Annotated in this window: 15 protein-coding genes; 5 read left to right on the top strand and 10 right to left on the bottom strand. The window is 62.1% G+C overall.

The window, feature by feature from the left end:
- Positions 1 to 42 precede the first annotated feature (42 nt).
- The 4 genes from INR99_RS12325 to fnr all read right to left on the bottom strand — a co-directional run bounded on the left by INR99_RS12325 (position 43) and on the right by fnr (position 3,514).
- On the bottom strand, positions 43 to 1,203 hold the full coding sequence (locus tag INR99_RS12325) for a glycerate kinase (RefSeq protein WP_194116650.1): 1,161 nt from the start codon (positions 1,201 to 1,203) through the stop codon (positions 43 to 45).
- A gap of 61 nt (positions 1,204 to 1,264) precedes the next feature.
- Positions 1,265 to 2,011, bottom strand: coding sequence for a dienelactone hydrolase family protein (locus INR99_RS12320; protein ID WP_194116649.1), 747 nt, complete (start codon positions 2,009 to 2,011; stop codon positions 1,265 to 1,267).
- Between the two features lie 35 nt (positions 2,012 to 2,046).
- Positions 2,047 to 2,751 (bottom strand): hypothetical protein, encoded by a 705-nt coding sequence (locus tag INR99_RS12315; protein ID WP_194116648.1) that lies wholly within the window; start codon positions 2,749 to 2,751, stop codon positions 2,047 to 2,049.
- Between the two features lie 13 nt (positions 2,752 to 2,764).
- Positions 2,765 to 3,514, bottom strand: a complete 750-nt coding sequence (fnr, locus tag INR99_RS12310; RefSeq protein WP_194116647.1) for a fumarate/nitrate reduction transcriptional regulator Fnr — start codon at positions 3,512 to 3,514, stop codon at positions 2,765 to 2,767.
- Positions 3,515 to 3,665: 151 nt separating this feature from the next.
- Here fnr and hemN point away from each other — a divergent pair, with 151 nt between their 5' ends.
- From hemN to INR99_RS12295, 3 genes are all read left to right on the top strand, one after another.
- Positions 3,666 to 5,075, top strand: coding sequence for an oxygen-independent coproporphyrinogen III oxidase (gene hemN / locus INR99_RS12305; RefSeq protein WP_194116646.1), 1,410 nt, complete (start codon positions 3,666 to 3,668; stop codon positions 5,073 to 5,075).
- Positions 5,076 to 5,324: 249 nt separating this feature from the next.
- Entirely contained in the window at positions 5,325 to 5,999 is a 675-nt protein-coding gene (locus INR99_RS12300) for a sulfite exporter TauE/SafE family protein (RefSeq protein WP_194116645.1), read from the top strand.
- Positions 6,000 to 6,021: 22 nt separating this feature from the next.
- Complete coding sequence (locus INR99_RS12295) at positions 6,022 to 6,363, top strand: FKBP-type peptidyl-prolyl cis-trans isomerase (protein WP_194116644.1); 342 nt, start codon at positions 6,022 to 6,024, stop codon at positions 6,361 to 6,363.
- 63 nt (positions 6,364 to 6,426) lie between these two features.
- On the opposite strand, the gene INR99_RS12290 is transcribed toward INR99_RS12295, so the two are convergent.
- Genes INR99_RS12290 through lplT form a run of 3 tightly spaced genes read right to left on the bottom strand, consistent with a single transcriptional unit; the run spans position 6,427 to position 11,923 of the window.
- Positions 6,427 to 9,486 carry an efflux RND transporter permease subunit gene (locus INR99_RS12290; RefSeq protein WP_194116643.1) on the bottom strand — a complete coding sequence of 1,020 codons (3,060 nt, stop codon included), beginning with the start codon at positions 9,484 to 9,486 and terminating at the stop codon, positions 6,427 to 6,429.
- Positions 9,487 to 9,489: 3 nt separating this feature from the next.
- Positions 9,490 to 10,638: an efflux RND transporter periplasmic adaptor subunit gene (locus tag INR99_RS12285; protein WP_194116642.1), complete on the bottom strand. Its 1,149-nt coding sequence runs from the start codon at positions 10,636 to 10,638 to the stop codon at positions 9,490 to 9,492.
- Positions 10,631 to 11,923 (bottom strand): lysophospholipid transporter LplT, encoded by a 1,293-nt coding sequence (gene lplT, locus INR99_RS12280; RefSeq protein WP_194116641.1) that lies wholly within the window; start codon positions 11,921 to 11,923, stop codon positions 10,631 to 10,633. Before lplT ends, INR99_RS12285 begins: the two co-directional genes overlap by 8 nt.
- A 182-nt stretch (positions 11,924 to 12,105) precedes the next feature.
- Here lplT and INR99_RS12275 point away from each other — a divergent pair, with 182 nt between their 5' ends.
- Entirely contained in the window at positions 12,106 to 12,963 is an 858-nt protein-coding gene (locus INR99_RS12275) for a transporter substrate-binding domain-containing protein (RefSeq protein WP_194116640.1), read from the top strand.
- A 21-nt stretch (positions 12,964 to 12,984) separates the two neighbouring features.
- Here INR99_RS12275 and INR99_RS12270 read toward each other — a convergent pair whose 3' ends face one another.
- The 3 genes from INR99_RS12270 to INR99_RS12260 are packed head-to-tail and all read right to left on the bottom strand — an operon-like array spanning position 12,985 to position 16,559.
- Positions 12,985 to 13,767: a pseudouridine synthase gene (locus tag INR99_RS12270; RefSeq protein ID WP_194116639.1), complete on the bottom strand. Its 783-nt coding sequence runs from the start codon at positions 13,765 to 13,767 to the stop codon at positions 12,985 to 12,987.
- Complete coding sequence (locus tag INR99_RS12265; protein WP_308431488.1) at positions 13,760 to 14,263, bottom strand: GNAT family N-acetyltransferase; 504 nt, start codon at positions 14,261 to 14,263, stop codon at positions 13,760 to 13,762. Before INR99_RS12265 ends, INR99_RS12270 begins: the two co-directional genes overlap by 8 nt.
- A 49-nt stretch (positions 14,264 to 14,312) precedes the next feature.
- A complete protein-coding gene (locus INR99_RS12260; protein WP_194116637.1) occupies positions 14,313 to 16,559 on the bottom strand; it encodes a glycosyl hydrolase family 18 protein in 2,247 nt (748 codons plus the stop codon).
- Positions 16,560 to 16,943: 384 nt separating this feature from the next.
- Here INR99_RS12260 and INR99_RS12255 point away from each other — a divergent pair, with 384 nt between their 5' ends.
- On the top strand, positions 16,944 to 18,680 hold the full coding sequence (locus INR99_RS12255) for a carbohydrate-binding protein (protein WP_228098296.1): 1,737 nt from the start codon (positions 16,944 to 16,946) through the stop codon (positions 18,678 to 18,680).
- Positions 18,681 to 18,746 lie beyond the last annotated feature (66 nt).

The following is an 18,746-nucleotide window of genomic DNA, read 5'->3' as shown; positions in this document are numbered from 1 at the left end:
TAGCCGTTTGCGCACTGAAAAAGTGCATGCGTTAGTTTGTTACTACTTTGCGCTTGCCGATCCGAAGCGAGAAGAGCAGCAAGTCGACAGGGAGAGCATCGCGCCAATATTGCGAGCCAGTCGTGCCAGATTGGCGTGCGCCAGATGTAAGGCCTCTGCTTGGTCCATACAGCGATCGACACTGGCAAACGCCGCGGCAATTCCGGCTTCATGCACAGTATCGACGCCTTCACCGAAACAGCCTGCAAGGGCAATAACAGGAACGCCGGCGGCGCGAGCGCGGCGCGCAACGCTGACTGCTACTTTGCCATGGCAGCTCTGGCCATCCAGTCGGCCTTCGCCGGTGATGAGCAGGTCTGTGTTGGCAAGCTGGGCATCCAGCCCTACGGCATCCATCACCATGTCTGCACCACGGCGCAGCTGCGCGTTGAAAAATCCAGCTGCGGCCGCGCCCAGCCCGCCTGCAGCGCCAGCGCCGGGCAGGCCGGCTATATTGCGGCCAAGAAGATGGCGCGCTCGTTCGGCATAGTTAGCCAGTGCGGTGTCGAGCTCGGCGACCATGGCCGCTGTGGCACCTTTTTGCGGTCCGAACACGGCGGAGGCGCCAAGATTTCCGGTCAGCGGGTTGTCGACATCGCAGGCTGCTTCGAAACGGCACTCGGATAACCGTGCGTCGAAGCCAGTCATATCAATGCGCACCAGTCGTGCCAGTGCGGCCCCACCGGCCGGGAGTGCGTTCCCCTGCGCATCCAGAAAGCGCATCCCTAATGCCTGCAGCATGCCACAGCCGCCATCGTTGGTGGCCGAGCCGCCCAGGGCTAGCAGGATATGGCGGGCTCCCGCATCCAGTGCGGCGCGGATCAACTCGCCAGTGCCATAGCTGCTGGTGAAAAGGGGATTGCGTTCGTGTTCTGCCAGCCGGGTCAGGCCGCTAGCCTCGGCCATTTCGATGATGGCCATGTCGCCGCGCAGGCCCCAGCTTGCCCGGGTCGGCCTGCCGAGCGGATCCTGCACACTCAGCGAATGGCGGATTCCGCCGCTGGCCAGTAGCGTGTCCAGTGTACCTTCGCCACCGTCCGCGAGTGGCAGGCAGATCAGTTCGGCATCAGGAAGGGATTCCCGCAATCCGTTGGCGATGATCTGCGCGGCGGCACTGGCGCTGAGGCTTTCCTTGAAGGAATCGGGAGCAATCAGGATTTTCATTATGGGTATATTCCTGCAGGCTATTCTCATTGTGGCCTGCAGGCTGATACAGGGGGGTGTATTACCGGATGGTGCGCAGCTTGCGGCCGAACAGCTCCAGTGCAAGCTGGTAGCCCTGCAGCGCCAGTGCCGCATCGTAGCGGTCACCCTCGTCGCGCATGAATGCATGTACGCCGTTGAATTCATGCCAGGTGAATTCGAGATTCGCGGTGGCCATGTCCTGGTAGACCTTGGCACGCCCGGCCGGCGGAATGTGCGGATCCTGCTTGCCCCAGACCATCAGCATCTCACCCTTGATTTCGCCGATGCGGTCCATGCTGTGCTGGCCTGGCTGGTTGGGGATGACTTGCGAATGCAGATCGGTGGCGTAGAAGCAGGCGGTGGCCTCGATTTCCGGCTGCAGTGCGGCACGGAAGGCCAGGTGGCCGCCAATGCAGAAGCCCATCGCACCAAAGCGCTTGGCCGACCAAGGCTGCTGCTTGGCCCAGTCGAGCATCGCGCGGTTGTCGCTGTCGTATCCGCTGACATCCTTCGCTGCCTTGTCGGCATTGCCCTTGTCGCGGCCGGCATCGTCATAAGCCAGCACGGTGCCGATCGGGTTCAGCTCGTGGAAGACTTCGGGTACCAGCACGGCGTAGCCGTGGCCGGCAATGAGGCGCGCTGCGCGCTCGATCGGGCCGGTCTGCTGAAAAATCTCCGAATACAGCAGGATGACGGGGTACTGGCCTTCGGCCTGCGGGCGGTGCACATAGGTGCGCATTACGCCTGTGGGGGTTGACAGGTCGACGAATTCGCTCTTGATCAGCATGCTGGAGTCCGTGGTTAGGGAGGTTGAAACGGGGTTTACTGGCCTGCCGGCAGGATGGCCAGCAGCAGCCGGGCCAGCTGGGCGGCTGGTGATTGGCTGGCCGATTCGGCATACAGGCCGAACTGGCGAGTCTGGTGGTGATGCGGGACAAAGGGTTGCATCCCGTCACCCGTTTGCTGCAGATAGTGCTCCGCCAGCATCCGCAGGCTGCGCAAACTATCAAGCTGGGTACCCATGAATTGCTGCAGGGCCAGCAGCAATTGCTGCTGATCCGTGGGACTGCCCAGCGGCTGCGCTTGGAATTGCTGGCTCAAGCCAGCCAAAAGTGGTGCCAGTCCGTTGCTGCCAAGGCGGAGCACGAGTTCGCCGCAGAAACTGGCCGACGCGATCGGCCCGCTGTGCAGCCAGCCCTGTGGCAGCGGAGCCAGGGTATCCAGCAGGGGGGCAAACAGATCGAGCGCCGCAGGCTGTCCGCCTGCCGCCAGCATGAAGCCATACTCTGCTGCCGCCGGGTTGGGGAGGAGTGCAACATCCGCACACGGCAGCTGACAGGTCGCCGCCATGGCCAGTGCCATTGCCAGCGGTTGCTGGACCAGCAGCAGGGCATCGGCCTGCTGCCCGGGCAATTGTTCGGGTGAGCACAGTTGCCACTGTGCATCCGGTGGGCGATTTTCCCAGCGCCGGGTCAGCAGCGCCCCGATGTCCGGCTGGCAGATGACCAGCAAAGCGGGGCGCGCCATGGCGGGGGTCCGTTTAGCCTTGGCAGCTGTTCAGCAGACGCTTGAGGCTGTCGACATCGACGAGCTCGATCAGGCGGTTCTGCACCTTGATGTAACCCTGATCCTGGAACTTCGACAGCGTACGGCTGACGGTTTCCAGCTTCAGGCCCAGGTAGCTGCCGATTTCCTCGCGGGTCATGCGCAGGTGGAAACTCGATGAGGAATAGCCGCGAACTGCGAAACGCTGCGACAGGTTCAGCAGAAAAGCCGCCAGGCGTTCTTCGGCCTTCATATTGCCCAGAAGCAGCATCACCCCGTGGTCACGGACGATTTCGCGGCTCATCACCTTGTACAGATGGTGCTGCAGTGCCGGCACATCGCGTGCCAGTGTCTCGATATCGGCAAACGGCAGCTCGCAGACTTCGCTGTCTTCCAGTGCAATCGCATCGCAGGTGTGGAAATCGGTGCTGATGGCATCCATGCCCAGCAGCTCGCCGGTCATGTGAAAGCCGGTAACTTGCTCGCGGCCGTCCTCGGAAATCACGCTGGCCTTGAAGAAACCCAGGCGCACGGCGTACAAAGAACGGAAAGGCTCGCCTGCGCGGTAGAGTGCCTCCCCCCGTTTGACCGGACGCCCCTGGGCGATGATGGTATCCAGCTGGCGCAGTTCATCCTGGTTCAGGCCGATGGGCAGGCACAGTTCGCGCAGGCTGCAGTTGGAGCACGATTGGCGCAAACCCCGGAAGGAAACGTCACGAACGGGGATGGGCGATTGAATTGACATGGAGTAGTCCGAAAGGCTTAGTCGATCATAGGGTATCGGTTTGATACACCCATTTTAATTGATTCAGGTCAAGTTCGGATAGGGCGGATTGCTGCATTCTCCGCGCGACAAAATGCGCAAGACTTACCCATTAAAAGCATAAGAGCGTGCCATGGCATTACCACTGCCCCCTGCCCAGACCGAACATCTGGTTTTTGATCGCGAGCTGATTGTCCGTTACGACGGCAATGGCCCGCGCTATACCTCCTATCCGACCGCCGACCGGTTTGGCCCGGGCTTCGGTCCCGCCGAATATCGTCATGTGCTGCAGCAGCGGGCACCGGGCACGCTAGCCAAGCCATTGTCATTGTATTTCCATCTGCCATTTTGCAACACCGTCTGTTACTACTGTGCGTGCAACAAGGTCATTACCAAGGACAAGTCCCGCGCCGACCAGTACCTGGACTACCTGATCCGCGAAATCAACCTGCAGGCCGACCTGCTGCCGAAAAAGGGACTGGTGCGCCAGCTGCATTTTGGTGGCGGCACGCCCACCTTTCTGAGCCATGAACAGCTTGAACGCCTGATGGCGGCCATCCGCCAGCGCTTTGACCTGCAGCAGGGCGGCGAGTTCTCGATCGAAATCGATCCGCGCAAGGTCGGCATGGATACCGTGCAGCTGCTCGCGCAACTGGGCTTCAACCGCATGAGTGTCGGTATTCAGGATTTCGAACCGGCCGTGCAGGAGGCGGTGAACCGAATCCAGAGTTACGATGAAACCCGCGTGGTCATCGAGGCCGCGCGCATGTACGGCTTCAAGTCGGTCAGCGTCGACCTGATCTATGGTCTGCCCAAACAAACGCTCGACAGCATTGCCCGCACGCTGGAGCTGGTGATCCAGCTGCGCCCCGAGCGCATTTCGCTGTACAACTACGCGCACCTGCCCGAGCGGTTCATGCCGCAGCGACGCATCAATGCTGCGGAGCTGCCCAGTCCGGAAACCAAGCTCGATATCCTGCAGATGGCCATTGCCCGGCTGGAAGACGCGGGCTACGTGTTTATCGGCATGGACCACTTTGCGCTGCCCAGCGACGAGCTGACCATCGCGCAGCGCCGTGGCCGGCTGCACCGCAATTTCCAGGGCTATTCCACCCATGCCGATTGTGATTTGCTGGCATTCGGGGTCTCGGCCATCGGCAAGGTTGGCGCGAGTTACAACCAGAACACCAAGGAACTGGACGATTACTATGCTCGGCTCGATGCCGGTGATTTGCCGGTCGTGCGCGGCATGCATCTGGGGCCCGATGATCTGCTGCGGCGCGCGGTAATCCAGGCGCTGATGTGCCAGTTCGAGGTGTATTTCCAGCCTTTCGAAGTCGGCTACATGATCGATTTTCCGCGCTATTTCGAGGAGGAGTTCGGCCTCTTGCAGCAGTTCATCGATGACGGGCTGGTCGAAATCACCGACGAAGCTGTGCGGGTGCTGCCGCGCGGGCGCCTGCTGGTGCGCTCGGTCGCCATGGTATTTGACCGCTACCTGCGCACGCGGCAAACTCAGGCACGCTACTCGAAACTGATCTGAGTGGCCTGGCAGGCTGTTGAAAAACAGCCTGCGATCCATTTTTCCCGGCAAAGCCGGGAGAAATGTATGAAAAGCAAAAAATAAGTCGTTGATTTTTCAGTGAGTGCATCGCGCCGTGCTTTGTCCGGTGCTTGATGTCAGAGGAAAAACCGACTTTTTCAACTCATGGCTAGCTGCCTGCGCAGCAATCCGTATCCACGGGGCAGGGCGGATCACCGTCGTGCCCCGCAGCATTTTTACAGGTCTGGGATGCCCGAACTAAACTTCCTTGCGCTGTTTCTGGCCGGCCTTTTGGGCGGCGGGCACTGTCTGGGCATGTGCGGCGGCGTGGTCACGGCTTTCAGTCTGAACCTGCCGGCCGGCTCGCGCTGGCGACATCAGCTGGCGTTCAATATCGGGCGGATCGCCGGTTATACGCTGATTGGTATGTTGCTGGGGGCTCTGGCATCGTTTGCCTCCATCGGTATACTCCAGGGTCTGAAGCAGGTGCTGTATGTGCTGGCCAATCTGCTGCTGATCCTGATGGGCTGCTATGTTGCCGGCTGGAATGCCTGGCTGTTGCGACTGGAAAAGCTGGGGGCGCCGGTGTGGCGACACATCCAGCCGCGATTGCGCACCCTGCTGCCGGTACGCCATCTGGGGCAAAGCCTGACGGTAGGCCTGCTGTGGGGCTGGATGCCCTGTGGCTTGGTCTATACCGCCAGCCTGTCCGCGCTGGCCAGCGCCAGTCCGCTGACTGGTGCCGGGGTCATGCTGGCTTTCGGGCTGGGTACTCTGCCCAATCTGCTGCTGATCGGCGGTGCGGGCAGCTGGCTTGCCGGCGCCTTGCGTCGCCCCTTGTGGCGGCAGCTCTGCGGCGGGCTGCTGGTGGCGCTGGGGCTGTGGCGTTTGCTGGCGATGCTGCCTGCCGGAATTCTGATTTGATGGAAACAAAAGCGAGATTGCAATGATTGAAACACTGGAGCTGATTGATCTGGTCGAAGGCGAGGGCAAGGCCTGCGTCAAGGGCGCACTGATTACCGCGCATTACACCGGCTGGCTGGAAGACGGCACGGAATTCGACTCCTCGCACCGTCGTGGGAAACCCTTTCAGTGCGTGATCGGCTCCGGCCGCGTCATCAAGGGCTGGGATCTGGGCATGATGGGCATGAAGGTCGGGGGGCGCCGCAAACTGCTGGTACCGGCCGCACTGGCCTACGGCGAGCGGCAGATCGGCGAGCACATCAAGCCGAATTCCGATCTGATTTTCGAAATCGAGTTGCTGGAAGTGCTGACACGCGACGAGTGATTGATGGGTATAAGCCCGAATTCTTTTTAATGAAAAGGATTCGGGCTTATGGGTGTTGGGGTATTACAGAGCAATGCGGCGGGTATGCGCCAGCCGGTCAAAAGTCAGATAGATCACGGGTGTGATGTACAGCGTGATCAACTGCGAGAAGATCAGCCCGCCGACCACGCTGACGCCCAGCGGCATGCGCAGCTCGGCACCGGCGCCGATGCCCAGCGCAATCGGCAGAGCGCCCATGATGGCGGCCAGCGTCGTCATCATGATCGGGCGGAAGCGCTTCACGCAGGCGTCACGGATGGCGTCCCGTGGCGAGCTGCCAGCGCGCTGCGCCTCCAGTGCAAAGTCGATCATCATGATCGCGTTCTTCTTCACGATCCCCACCAGCAGCAGAATGCCGATCATGGCGATGAAGCTGACTTCCAGGCCGGTGAGCCGCAGCGCCAGCAGGGCACCGACTGCCGCGGAGGGAATGCCCAGCAAGATGGTAACCGGGTGGATCCAGCTCTCGTAGAGCATGCCGAGAATCACGTAGATCACCGCAATGGCAATGGCGATCAGCCACAGCTGGCTGGTCTGCGAAGACTGGTAAAGCGCGGCTTCGCCAGCGAACGCACCAAAAACATGTGTGGGCAGGCCGATGGCTTCACCCGCCTGCCGGATGTCGCGCGCGGCGTCCGACAGCGACGCATTCGCAGCCAGATTGAACGACAGCGTGATTGCCGGCAGCTGGCCCTGATGGTTGACTGCCGTAGCCGCGACCACCCGGTCGACCTTCACGAAGGCCGACAGCGGTACCAGCGCACCGCTATTGCTGCGGATCTGCAGGCGCGTCAGGTCGCTTTCGTCGCGGCGGTCATCGTCATTGAGCTCCAGAATCACCGAATAGCTGTCCTGTGGCGCGTAAATGGTGCTGACCTTGCGCCCGCCATAGGCGGCGTAGAGCGTGTCGCGTAGCGTCTGCATGTCCACGCCGAGCAATGCTGCCTTGTCGCGGTCGATGGCCAGTCTGGCCTGCAGGCCGCGTTTTTGCGCATCCGAGCTGATGTCGGTGATGGCATGGCTCTCGCGCAGCTGGCGCTGCAATTTATCAACCCAGACGTCGAGCTCCTGCGGGTTTACGGATTGCAGGGTGTACTGGTATTTGCTGTTGCTCGAACGCCCGCCGATGCTCAGGTTTTGCGTCGGGCGGAAGAATGCGCTCACGCCTGGCACTGCGCCGGTGTCCTTGCGCAGGCTGGCCAGCACTCCTTCCATTTCGGCGCGCTGCTGGCGGGGTTTGAGGGTAATGAACAGCCGCGCGCTGTTGCCGCTACCGATACTGGCGGCGACAAAGGCGACATTGGGGTTTTCTTCGACGCGTTTGGCGATGCGCTGCAGCTTATCGCGCAGGTTGTCGTAGGAAATATCCTCGGGGCCCTGGATGGTGGCCTGGATCTGGCCGATGTCTTCCTGCGGGAAAAAACCCTTGGGTGAGCTGACATACAGCCAGCCGGTCAGGCCGAAGGTCGCCAGTGCCACCAGCAGCACCACTTTGCGGTGCTGCAGCGCGCGATCCAGCGTGCGGCTGTAGGCTTCAAGCAAAGTGGAGAAGCCGCGCTCGAACCAGCGGCTCCATGCAGGCGGCGCCTGCATGATTTCCTGGTCATGTTCCCGCACAAAGCGGGGCACCATCAGCGGAATCAGGGTGAGCGAGACGACGGCCGAGGTCAGGATCGCCAGCGATACGACCCACGCGAATTCGTGAAACAGCAGCCCGATCGTGCCTGGCATGAAGAAAATCGGGATGAACACGGCGACCAGAGATACCGAAATCGAGATCACCGTAAAGCCGACTTCGCGCGCACCCAGCAGCGCGGCCTGACGTACCGGCATGCCCTCCTCGACATGGCGCATGATGTTTTCCAGCACCACGATGGCATCGTCGACGACCAGACCGACCGCGATGGTCAGCCCCATGAGCGAGATGTTGTTCAGGCTGAACCCCAGCCAGTACATCAGCGCAAAGGTGCCCAGCAGCGAAATCGGCAGGCTGATCGCGGGGATCAGCGTTGCCGAGAGGCGGCGCAGGAACATCAGGATGACCAGAATGACCAGCGCGATTGTCAGTAGCAGCGTGAGGTTCACGTCGTGAATCGCTTCGCGGATGGATGCCGAGCGGTCATTCACTTCGCGTATCTCCACCGAAGCCGGCATCTGCTCCTTCAACCGCGGCAGCATCGCGCGGATGGCATCGACGGTGGCCACCGTATTGGCACCGGGCTGGCGCTGGATGGCCAGAATGATCGAGCGCTCGCCATTGATCCAGCTGGCGCTCTTGATGTTTTCCACGCTGTCCTCGACTTGCGCGATGTCGGACAGGCGCACCGGCAGGCCGTCGCGGCTGGTGACGATGAGCTTGCCGAAATCGGCGGCCTTGAGCAGATCACTGCCGGTTTCCAGCGCCAGCGTCTGCCGTGCGCCATCAAGCTGTCCGATTGGCGTGTTGGCATTGGCGGTTTTCAGCGCTTTTGAAAGCTCGTCGAGCGTGATATTGAGCGCTGCCATGCGGTCGGGGCGTACCTGGATCCGCACGGCATAGCGCTTCTGCCCGTAGATCTGCACTTGGGCTACGCCATTGATGGTCGAGAGCGAAGGGGCAATCAGATTGTCGGAATAATCGTTGAGCTCGGCGAGGCTCAGCGAAGGGGAATTCAGTGCGATCAGAAGGATGGGGGCATCGGCCGGATTCACCTTGCGATACGACGGCGGGCTGGTCATGTCGTCCGGCAGCGAGCGGCTGGCGCGGAACAGTGCCGCCTGCACATCGGCGGCGGCGGCGTCGATATTGCGGTCAGGTTCGAATTCCAGCGTGATCGAGGCGCTGCCCTGGGTGCTGGACGAGGTAATCAGCGCCAAGCCGGGGATGGTCGAGAACTGTTTCTCCAGTGGCGTGGCCACCGACGTCGCCATGGTTTCCGGGCTGGCACCGGGCAGGCTGGCCGATACACTGATGGTCGGCGTGTCATACGTTGGCAGCGCGGCAATCGGCAGCTTGAACCAGGCCAGCAAACCGGCAATGCTGATCGACAGCCAGAACAGGATCGTGGCAACCGGACGCTGCATGCACAATGCGGAGAGATTCATGGCTTATTCCCCGCTGGCGGAGGCGTGTCTTGCCTGCGAGGCTTTGGCCGGTTTGCTGGCGATGCGTACTTCACTGCCGGGGCGCAGGTTCTGCCCTCCATCCCGCACGACTTTTTCCCCGCCTTGCAGTCCGTCAATGATGGCCAGCCTGTCCTGCAGGCGCAAGAGCGTCACAGGTCTAGTGCTTACCGTGTTGTTGCCGGCAATTTGGTAGACAAAACGGCCGTCCGGTCCGGTCTGGACCGCTTCGGCTGGCAGGACGACGGCGTGCGGGGTTATACCGGCGGTGACGCTGACCCGGACGAATTGTCCCGGCCAGAAACGCTGGTCGTGATTGGGCAGGGTCGCTTTCATGCGGATGGTGCCGGTGGCCCGATCGACCGTATTGTCGATGAAACTGAGTGCGCCGTTGCGCGGCTGGCCACCCTGCGGCGTGACTACGACGCTGACCTGGCCCTGTTCACGGGCAGCCAGTACTGTGGTCAGATCGCGCTCCGGTAGCGAAAACTCGACCGATAGCGGGTCAAGCTGGGTAATGGTAACCAGCGCGGTAGCCGCATTCTGTTGTGCGAGTGAGCCCGGATGCACATCGACCCGACCGGCTTTGCCGGCCATGGGGGCAGTGATGCGGGTGTAGCCGACCTTTACCTGGGCCGCCGCGACATCGGCACTGGCCGCCGCCAGCTGGGCTTGCAGCGCATCAAGCTTGCTCGCGGCGGTATCGACGGCGCTATCGGACAGGAATTTCGCCGCAGCCAGCTCGCGGGCGCGCTTGAGATTCTTGTCGGCCTCCACCAGTTGTGCCTTGACCTGTTTCGCCTGCGCCTGGGCTCGGCTGAGTGAGGCCTGGTCGTCTGCGGCATCCAGGGTGAAGAGCAGTTGCCCCGCTTTGATCATGTCGCCTTCGCGGAAATGGATGTCGCGGATGATGCTGGTGAGCTGCGGCCGGATTTCGACCGTATTCAGTGCAGCGATATGTCCTTCTGCGGCCAGCAGTACCGGCAAGTCGCGCTTTTCCGCCGTGACAGCGCTGACCAGTGCCGGGGGGCGGGTTTTCTTGCCGTCGGTTTCGGCTGCTTTCTGGCAGGCTGTCAGTGAAAAGGCCAGCACTAGGCTGGCCGCGGCAGGGAGGAAATACTTCCTGTCAGTCATGCATGATTCCCGCAGCAACACCGCGCCGGTAGCGGCGCTGGATATAGATCATGGTCAGGGCGACAAACAGCCCGAAGCCGATGATGATGGCATGCATCGGCGGTAGGCCGCTGGCCCGGAAAACCGTGTGGATGACTTCCGGTGCATCGACGGGAACGGGGCTGCTGAAGAATTTCACCAGCAGCATGTGCAGGCCCACCATGACCAGAATGCCAAGATTCTCGTTGAAGTTCTGCACGGCAATCGAATGGCCCGCTCCCATCAGCATATGCCCGCGGTGTTGCAGCATGGCGTTGAGCGGTACCACAAAGAAGCCCGACAGCACCCCGACGATGAACATCAGTAACGCTGCCAGCCAGTACTGGTTGACAAACAGCATCGAGATCACGACCACGCCCATGGCGATGCCCGCCGGCAGCACCCTGAAGGCACGCTTGAGCGGAATGTAGTGGCCGGCAAGCACGGCGCCAGCCGCGATACCGACCGCGACAATGGCAACGAGCTGGGTGGCTTGTTGCATGGTCAGTGTCAGCCAGATTACCGCCCAGTTGAGTACCACCAGCCGCATGGTCGCGCCAGCGCCCCAGAATAGCGTGGTCACCCCCAGCGAGAGCTGACCTTGCGGGTCCTGCCAGAGGCGTTTGACGCAATGCCAGAACTCGGCCACCAGCTTGCTGGGGCGCAGTGACAGGGGTTTGAGAACGACGTTGAGTTGCGGAACGTAGAGATTGAGCCAGGCCGCCGCCAGATACAGCAGCACGATGACGGCAATCGCGAACTCGGCAACGGAGAAATGGCTGCCGATCAGTGTGCCTTGCAGCCAGGCATCGACGGTGTGGCTGGCGAGCATGCCACCCAAAAGCGTGCCGAAAATGATGGCCCCAACCGTTGCTCCCTCGAGCCAGCCATTGGCGGCAACCAGTTTGTCGTGGGGCAGGTATTCGGTAATGATGCCGTACTTGGCCGGCGAATACGCGGCGGCGCCGAAACCGACCATCGCGTAAGCCAGAATCGGCGGTGCGCCGGCCAGCATCAGCACACAGCCGCCCAGCTTGATGCCATTGCAGATCATCATGGCGCGACCCTTGTGCATCGAATCGGCAAACGATCCGGCAAAGGGGGCCAGTACGACGTAGGAGACGGTGAAGCACCACAGCAGCATCGAGAGATGCCATTCCGGTGCGTGCTGTTCCTTCAGCAAGGCAAGGGCAGCGAAGAACAGCGCATTATCGGCCAGCGCAGACAGGAACTGCGCGCCCAGAATAGTGAAAAAGCCTCGATCCATTGTGCTCGGTCGGAGATGGCGTTGCGGGGTTATACCACGAAACCCGACACTCTACATGGGCAGGATGTCAGAACGCTGACAAGACACAATTTGCCGTCCGGCTGCGTGGCGCTTTCCAGCATGGTGGGAACGTGTCACAGTAAGGTTGAGGAACAGACCGGCTGCAGCCGGCACGGAGTGTCATGAGAAAAATCTGCTGCCTGCTGCTGGCTTGGCTCGCGCTGGCGATGAATTCGCTGGCCGCCATCGAAGTGGCTGTGCCCAACGATGTACTGCGCGATTATCTGCGGCTGGTGCCTGCCGGACGCGATATCGATGCCATCCGTGACTACAGTGGCGAGGGCGCCCGCCGCGATACGGTCGAGCTGATCCTGTTCCAGCAGGCCCTGCGTCTGGGGGGCGTCAGCGATGAAATCCGCTTTGTCCCCGTCGACAGCTACCAGCGCAATCTGGTCGAGGTTGAACAGGCGCGGCTCTTGGCGACGGCAACCTCGGTGTGGGCCAGCGATGTCAAAACCAGCCCGGCCCGCCTGTCAGAGCCCCTGATCCGCGAAGGCGAGTACGTGGTCGGCTTCTATACGCTTGCTGGCAACAGCAAGGTGGAAAACGCCACGATTGATGAACTGCGCCAGCTCACCGCCATTACCAACAAGGCCTGGAAAACCGATGTTGCCACGCTGGAAAGTCTCGGTATTTCCCGCATCATCAGTGCCACAACCTTTCCGCTGATTGCGCGCATGCTCAATGGTGGGCGTGCCGATTTCACCATGATTTCCTTCAAGCCGACACCGGACATGGCCTTCGAGGTTGAAGGCATCCGGCTGGTGCCGGTGCAGGGAATCAAGGTGGCGATGCCCGGTAGCCGGCATTTTCTGGTGGCGCCGGGAGCCGAGGGCGACCGGGTGCTGCTTGCGCTCAATAAGGGGCTGAACCAGTTGCGCCGCGAAGGCCGCATCCGCCGTGCCTACAGTGACGGTGGTTTCTTCAATCGCAGGGTGGAGAACTGGCGCTTGCTGAATCCCTCTCTCTATCGACCCTGATGGGTATGTCTCTGTAGCCCTTTACTCTAAATGGCTGTGGGTTGATACATTTCCTAGTATTTGTTCGACGGCCATTTGCCCCGTCTCCCAAGCGATCTGCTGCAGCACGCTGGCAAAGCCGGCATCCAGTGCGCTGGCAATCCGCATTCGCCGCCCGTCCTGCGGGTGCGGAAAGCTCATGGCCGAGCACGCCAGTAGCATGCGGCTGACGCCGTATTCGGCGGCAAAGCGGCGATTGTGCTGGCCCTTGCCGTAGGTGGCGTCGCCGATGATGGGATGGCTGATGTGCTTCAAGTGCCGCCGCAGCTGGTGGCGGCGACCGGTCAGCGGCTCCAGCTCGAGAAACGCGTAACGGCTTTGCGGGTAGCGGTCGATCTGCCAGGGGAGTGTCACGGTGGCCAGGGTGCGGTAGCGTGTCTGCGCCTCCTGTACACCGGTCGGCACCGGCCCGCCATACAGCTCGGCATCGTCGAGTTTGCGCTCCAGCGGATGATCAATGAGTCCCTCGGCAGCAGGCCAGCCGCGCACCAGCGCGTGATAGGTCTTGTCCACTTGCTGCGCCTCAAAGGCCATCGCCAGTGCGCGCCCGGCTTCGGGGTTCATGCCGAACAGCAGTACGCCGGAAGTGCCCTTGTCGAGCCGGTGTCCCGGATAGACGCGCTGGCCGAGCTGGTCGCGCAGGATCTGCACGGCAAACCGGGTTTCCCACCTGTCGAGGCTGGTGCGGTGTACCAGCAGTCCGGAGGGTTTGTGCACGGCGACCAGATGCTCGTCGCGGTAGAGGATGGGCAGTTCTTCACGCATCGGCGGATTGTACGGGGCAGTGGCTTGTTTGTCCCTCCGGCAGATGGAAAAGCCACCCGGCATCATGGCCATCATGCCAGGTTTGTCCGCGCCGCCAGCCCAGCGCCGCGGCCACCTTCAGGCTGGCGTGATTGTCGCTGGCTATGAAGATATGCAACCTTGCCAGATCCAGCTCGCTAGCGAGCGCGCCCAAGGTGTGCTGGCACATCTGTCTGGCCAGACCATGCCCCCAGAAGCACCGGCGCAGAAAATAGCCAAAGTCCAGCCGGCCGTCGAGTTGCTTGACACCACAGAAACCGATCAGCTCACCATCGGCGTCGTTGCGGAATACTCGCCGTGAGGGGCGCTGCAACTCGGATTCAAACCAAGCCTGCGCTTCGGGTGTGCTCAGAGGCCGGCGCGGACCGAGAAAGCGCATCACTTCCGCATCCTGCAGCAATTCGAGGACGGCGGCTTCATCAGCTTGTTGAAGGCTGCTGGGAATGGGGTTGATCACCATGCACGTTCTTCAGAACTCAAACGAGGCCAGTCTGCCTGAAAGGTGCTCAGGCAGATACTGCCTCGAACCACTGCGGGTAGCGCTGGCGGATGCGCATTTGCTGCGAGCGCGCTACCGGAACCAGCTTGCCGGCCACCGACAGCGCCAGCCCGCCGCGTACCTTGACCGCGCCCGTGACGGCGGCTGGCGCCACCAGATACGAGCGGTGCACCTGCAGCAACACCGTGTCGTCGAAATACTGCCGCAGCGTGCGCAGGCGCAGCGTGATGAAATGCGGCTCGCGCAGGTCGGCGGCGTGAATGCCGCTGTAGCCTCGGCTGGCTTCGATGAAATGCAGCCGGTCGCGTCGGCTGGCCACTTCGAACAGTTCGCCCAGCAGTTGCTGATGGCGCAGCAGTCCTTGCACTTGCTGGCGCAGCAGCAGGATCTGCTCGGCGAGCTGGCGGAAGTAAGCTTCCGCGTCAGGCTGCAGTGGTGCATGAAAGCGCAGCGCCAGTGTGTAATCGCCCAGCAGCGGGTGGCTCAACTGCGCTGTGTGCCGGTCGTCACTGACGACAAGGCCGTCGGCGAGCGCATCCTTGTCTTCGTCATCCTGCCGCAGCGTGCTCTCGCACACCCGCGGATCGGCGGCTGCAAAGCGCTGCAGCACCGCCAGCAGCTCCTCGACGCTGCGCTGGCCCTGCAGTGCCCGGGTAAATCCTGCCAGCTGCTGCCAGCTGTCCGGCTGGCGGTCATCTGCCGCGGGCAGCGCTGTCGTCGCCGTGGCATCGTTCCCGCTCAGGGGGATGCCGGGAACGGCAAAGGGCTGCATGGCAGCCTGCAGCAGCTGCAATTCATGACGCGCCTGATGCAATGCAGCCTGTGCGGTATCGGGCGCATCCGGAAAGCGCTGCGCGAGCAGGGCTGCGTGCACGGCGGTGGCGTGCAGCTGTTCGGGCAACTGGCGGAATTGCTGTTGCAGCCGCCGCACGGTACGGACTTCGTCCTGCTGGCGGAACTGCTGGCGCTGCCGCCACAGCCACCACAGGCCAACCAGACAGCCGGCTGCCCCGAGAATGATGCCGATAAGCCAGGGTATCAGGCCGGACGCCATGTTTGTCGAGCGTTGCAGCCAATAGGTGGTAGGGTAATAGTGTCGGAAGCTCTGCGCGACCAGGCTCTCGCTGCCGCTGCGGTCGCTGCTGACATCCCAGAGCCCGATACCCCCCAGCGCGTGCTGGCTGGCGAAATCGAGCTTGGCCTGCAGGCTGCGTGGTGATTCGTAGCTGATGAACTGGCTTGACCCGGGCAGATAGAGGGTGTCGGCCGCACTGGCCGTGTCGTAATAGGCCTGCGTACCGGGCAGGGCAGCCAGCCGCGGCAGATCCGCCAGCGCAATCTGCCCGCTGGCCGGCCAGTCGGGGCGATCCCAGCTGCCGCGGCTGGCTCCGCTGGCTGGCTGGCCGATGCCATGATTGTCGGCCGCCACACCTTCCCAGCTCATCGCCAGCGCCGAGAGCTGCAGCACCATGCGCTGCGGCGGAATGCCGGCTTCGTGCAATTTCGCAACCAACGGTGCTATGGCGGCCTGCTGGCCGCTGGGGGCAAAAAGCGGTGAGCGATGCCCGGTTTCCGGGGTCCATGGTCCCCGGTAATCGCCAACCAGCAGCGTAATGAAATCGGCATAGAGCAATAATGCCGGCCAGTCAGCCTGCTGACGCTGGGTGGCATGGGGACCGGCCGTGATGCTGAATTCGCACTCGCGGCATGCGGCACGCAGTGCCGCCAGCGTATCGCGCAGCGATTGCCAGTCCTGCGGACTCACCGGATTCCCGGCCGCGCCGCCACCGACCGGAAAGCGCCAGTCGATTTCCAGGCCATCAAAACCATAGTCACGGCGCAGCTGCAGAAAGCTCTGCACGAAGGCCTGCCGCTGCTTCGGGCTGGCAAATGCACCGGAAAAACGTGCCGAGCGATCCCAGCCGCCAACCGCCAGCAGGATTTTCAGTGCCGGATTGCGCTCCCTCAGGCTGGCCAGCACGCGGTAATTGCCCTGCCAGGTACGGCCATCCGGCCCGGTTTCGACGCGCAGCGTGTCGGCAAAGGCATCACCGGGAATGATCTGCCCCTGCTCGTCGAGTGCGGCATAGGCATAGACCAGATGGGTCAGCTGCTCGACCGGTGTGGCGCTCAGCGCGACACCGCGGTTGTAACTGGCCCAGAAGGGGTAATAGGCGACGACGCGCGGGGCAGCTGCAGCATCCAGCAGGATGCAGCAAGCCGCCAGCGCGGCCAGCAGGCGCAGGGGTGACATCAGAACTCTCCATCCATTCCTCGATGCGCCATCTGTGCGGCGATATCGGGTGTTTCCATCTACGGGAAATCATGGAGGCGGATTGTCCGGTGTGGACTGCTGCGCGTCCATGCGCGCGCGCCCGGCGTCGCATCGTGCATACACTTTGCTGCGCCATTCGTGAAATGCCTGGAGGCGGGTGTGAGTGCAAGTTACTGATAATAAATGGATAAGTTGTGATTTTCTTGCTGTTCGTGAAAAGAGGCCTGTGCACCGGTAGGCAAGTGCCGCTGACACGGTAATAGTCGGTTCCGGCTGACTAATCCGGCATCAGACCGGTGTGCGGCCTCTTGCGGCATTGCCGCGGGACACGAACAACAACAGGAAGATGGAGACCTTTTGATGATGAAGAAGCTGCACATCACCACAGCACTGGCGGCACTGAGCTTTGCCGGGATCGCCCTGGCTGCGGCACCTGCCTGGCAGGAGGGGACAACGTATCAGGCCGGCGCCCAGGTCAGCTACAACGGCAAAACCTACCAGGCACTGACGACGCATACGGCCTATGTCGGCGCCAACTGGAATCCGGCCGGCACGCCGACGCTGTGGAAGGAAGTCAGCGGCAGCACCGCCACGCCGACGCCGCTCGTGTGCCCGCCCGGCCCCACGCCTCCCGGTGCCAATGCCACCCCGATCTATGACCAGAACGGCTGCACCATCGGCTGGAACTGGCAGGGCACACCGACTCCGACGGCGACGGCCACCCCGACCGTGACGCCGACGGTCACGGCAACGCCGACAGCCACTCCGACGGTCACCAGCACGCCAACCCCGACCGTGACTCCGACCCCGATTGCTCCGGCCATTCTGCCGTGGGACCCTGCCAAGCAGTACAACGGTGGCCAGCGGGTCAGCTACAACGGCAAATACTACGAAGCCAAGTGGTGGACGCAGGGCGACGATCCGTCCAAATCCGGCGAATGGGGCGTGTGGAAACTGATTGGTGGCATTGCGACCCCGACGCCGACCACCACGCCAACCCCGACGGCTACTCCGACTCCCACGGCAACACCCACCCCGACTGCCACTCCGACACCCACGGCAACGCCTACGCCCACCGGTGGTGCACTGGTCGGCTATGTGTCGACCACCAACTGGAAAAACGGTGCCAAGGGCGCGTATTCGCTGGTGCACGATGACTATTGCTCGATGTATTACGCCAATGATCCCTACATCAAGATCATCGATCCCGAGCTGACCAAGCGCGGGCTGGTGGCGAGCTTCGGCATGATTACCAGCAACTGCTCGGATCAGCACTGGGCCGCCGCCAGGGATTTCATGGCGCACGGTCACGAAATCCTCAACCATAGCCGCAGCCATCCCAATCCCTATATTCCGGATGCCAGCCTGGAAACCGAAATCAATGCGGCCACGGCGGATATGGCTGCCAAGCTCAATGGCTACAAGCCCAGCTATTTCATCTGGCCGGGTGATGTGGCCTCGAACAAGGCGATCGAATTCCTGAAGGCGCAGCCGAATTTCATCGGCGGGCGTGCCACGCATCTGGTGGATGGCTCCGCAGCGAATAATCCGGTGGATTACACCACCATGCCGGCCGGGGTGAACGCGCCTGATTTCGGCAACCCGTATCGCGTGCTGTGGGATCTGTTTACGGTTGATGGCAAGTGGTCGCTCTATCCGATGGGCAGCGAAATCCTCAATCTGCATATCGACGCGGCGATCAATCAGGGCGGCTGGGCAACGCGCACGTCGCATAGCGTGGATACCGGCTACTGGGAGGTAATTCCGCTCGCTCGCTACCAGGCTCATCTGGACTATGCCAAGGCCAAGGTCGATGCCGGTCTGCTGTGGATGGATACCCCGAGCAATGTGATCCGCTACCGCTATGCCCGCCAATACTGCAAGCCCTTGCTGGGCAGCGATCTGCGCAGTGTCACCTTTGATACCAGCGCGCCGGAGTGCGGCAAGTACGCCACGCCGATCACGCTGCAGCTCAACCCGATCAATGCCGCAGCACCACTGGCTGCCAGCCAGAACGGCAAGGATCTGCCGGTGGTGAAGCGCGACAACCAGTATCTCGTCACGGTTGATCCGCTCGCCGGCAAGGTGGAATTGCGCTAGACGCACAAACCAACCACGGCGGCCAAGCGGCCGCCGGTTTGCAGCAACCCCGTGCCCTCGGGGCCC

Origin of the sequence: Chitinilyticum piscinae, from assembly GCF_015223195.1 — a bacterium.
In the GTDB taxonomy this organism is placed as follows: Bacteria; Pseudomonadota; Gammaproteobacteria; order Burkholderiales; family Chitinibacteraceae; genus Chitinilyticum; species Chitinilyticum piscinae.
Note: the sequence above shows the minus strand (reverse complement) of the source record. Positions and strands in the feature narration are given on the sequence as shown.

Coding starts and splice junctions, on each gene's coding strand:
- INR99_RS12325 (WP_194116650.1), bottom strand. CDS start 1,203: ATGAAAATCCTGATTGCTCCCGATTCCTTCAAGGAAAGCCTCAGCGCC.
- INR99_RS12320 (WP_194116649.1), bottom strand. CDS start 2,011: ATGCTGATCAAGAGCGAATTCGTCGACCTGTCAACCCCCACAGGCGTA.
- INR99_RS12315 (WP_194116648.1), bottom strand. CDS start 2,751: ATGGCGCGCCCCGCTTTGCTGGTCATCTGCCAGCCGGACATCGGGGCG.
- fnr (WP_194116647.1), bottom strand. CDS start 3,514: ATGTCAATTCAATCGCCCATCCCCGTTCGTGACGTTTCCTTCCGGGGT.
- hemN (WP_194116646.1), top strand. CDS start 3,666: ATGGCATTACCACTGCCCCCTGCCCAGACCGAACATCTGGTTTTTGAT.
- INR99_RS12300 (WP_194116645.1), top strand. CDS start 5,325: ATGCCCGAACTAAACTTCCTTGCGCTGTTTCTGGCCGGCCTTTTGGGC.
- INR99_RS12295 (WP_194116644.1), top strand. CDS start 6,022: ATGATTGAAACACTGGAGCTGATTGATCTGGTCGAAGGCGAGGGCAAG.
- INR99_RS12290 (WP_194116643.1), bottom strand. CDS start 9,486: ATGAATCTCTCCGCATTGTGCATGCAGCGTCCGGTTGCCACGATCCTG.
- INR99_RS12285 (WP_194116642.1), bottom strand. CDS start 10,638: ATGACTGACAGGAAGTATTTCCTCCCTGCCGCGGCCAGCCTAGTGCTG.
- lplT (WP_194116641.1), bottom strand. CDS start 11,923: ATGGATCGAGGCTTTTTCACTATTCTGGGCGCGCAGTTCCTGTCTGCG.
- INR99_RS12275 (WP_194116640.1), top strand. CDS start 12,106: ATGAGAAAAATCTGCTGCCTGCTGCTGGCTTGGCTCGCGCTGGCGATG.
- INR99_RS12270 (WP_194116639.1), bottom strand. CDS start 13,767: ATGCGTGAAGAACTGCCCATCCTCTACCGCGACGAGCATCTGGTCGCC.
- INR99_RS12260 (WP_194116637.1), bottom strand. CDS start 16,559: ATGTCACCCCTGCGCCTGCTGGCCGCGCTGGCGGCTTGCTGCATCCTG.
- INR99_RS12255 (WP_228098296.1), top strand. CDS start 16,944: ATGAAGAAGCTGCACATCACCACAGCACTGGCGGCACTGAGCTTTGCC.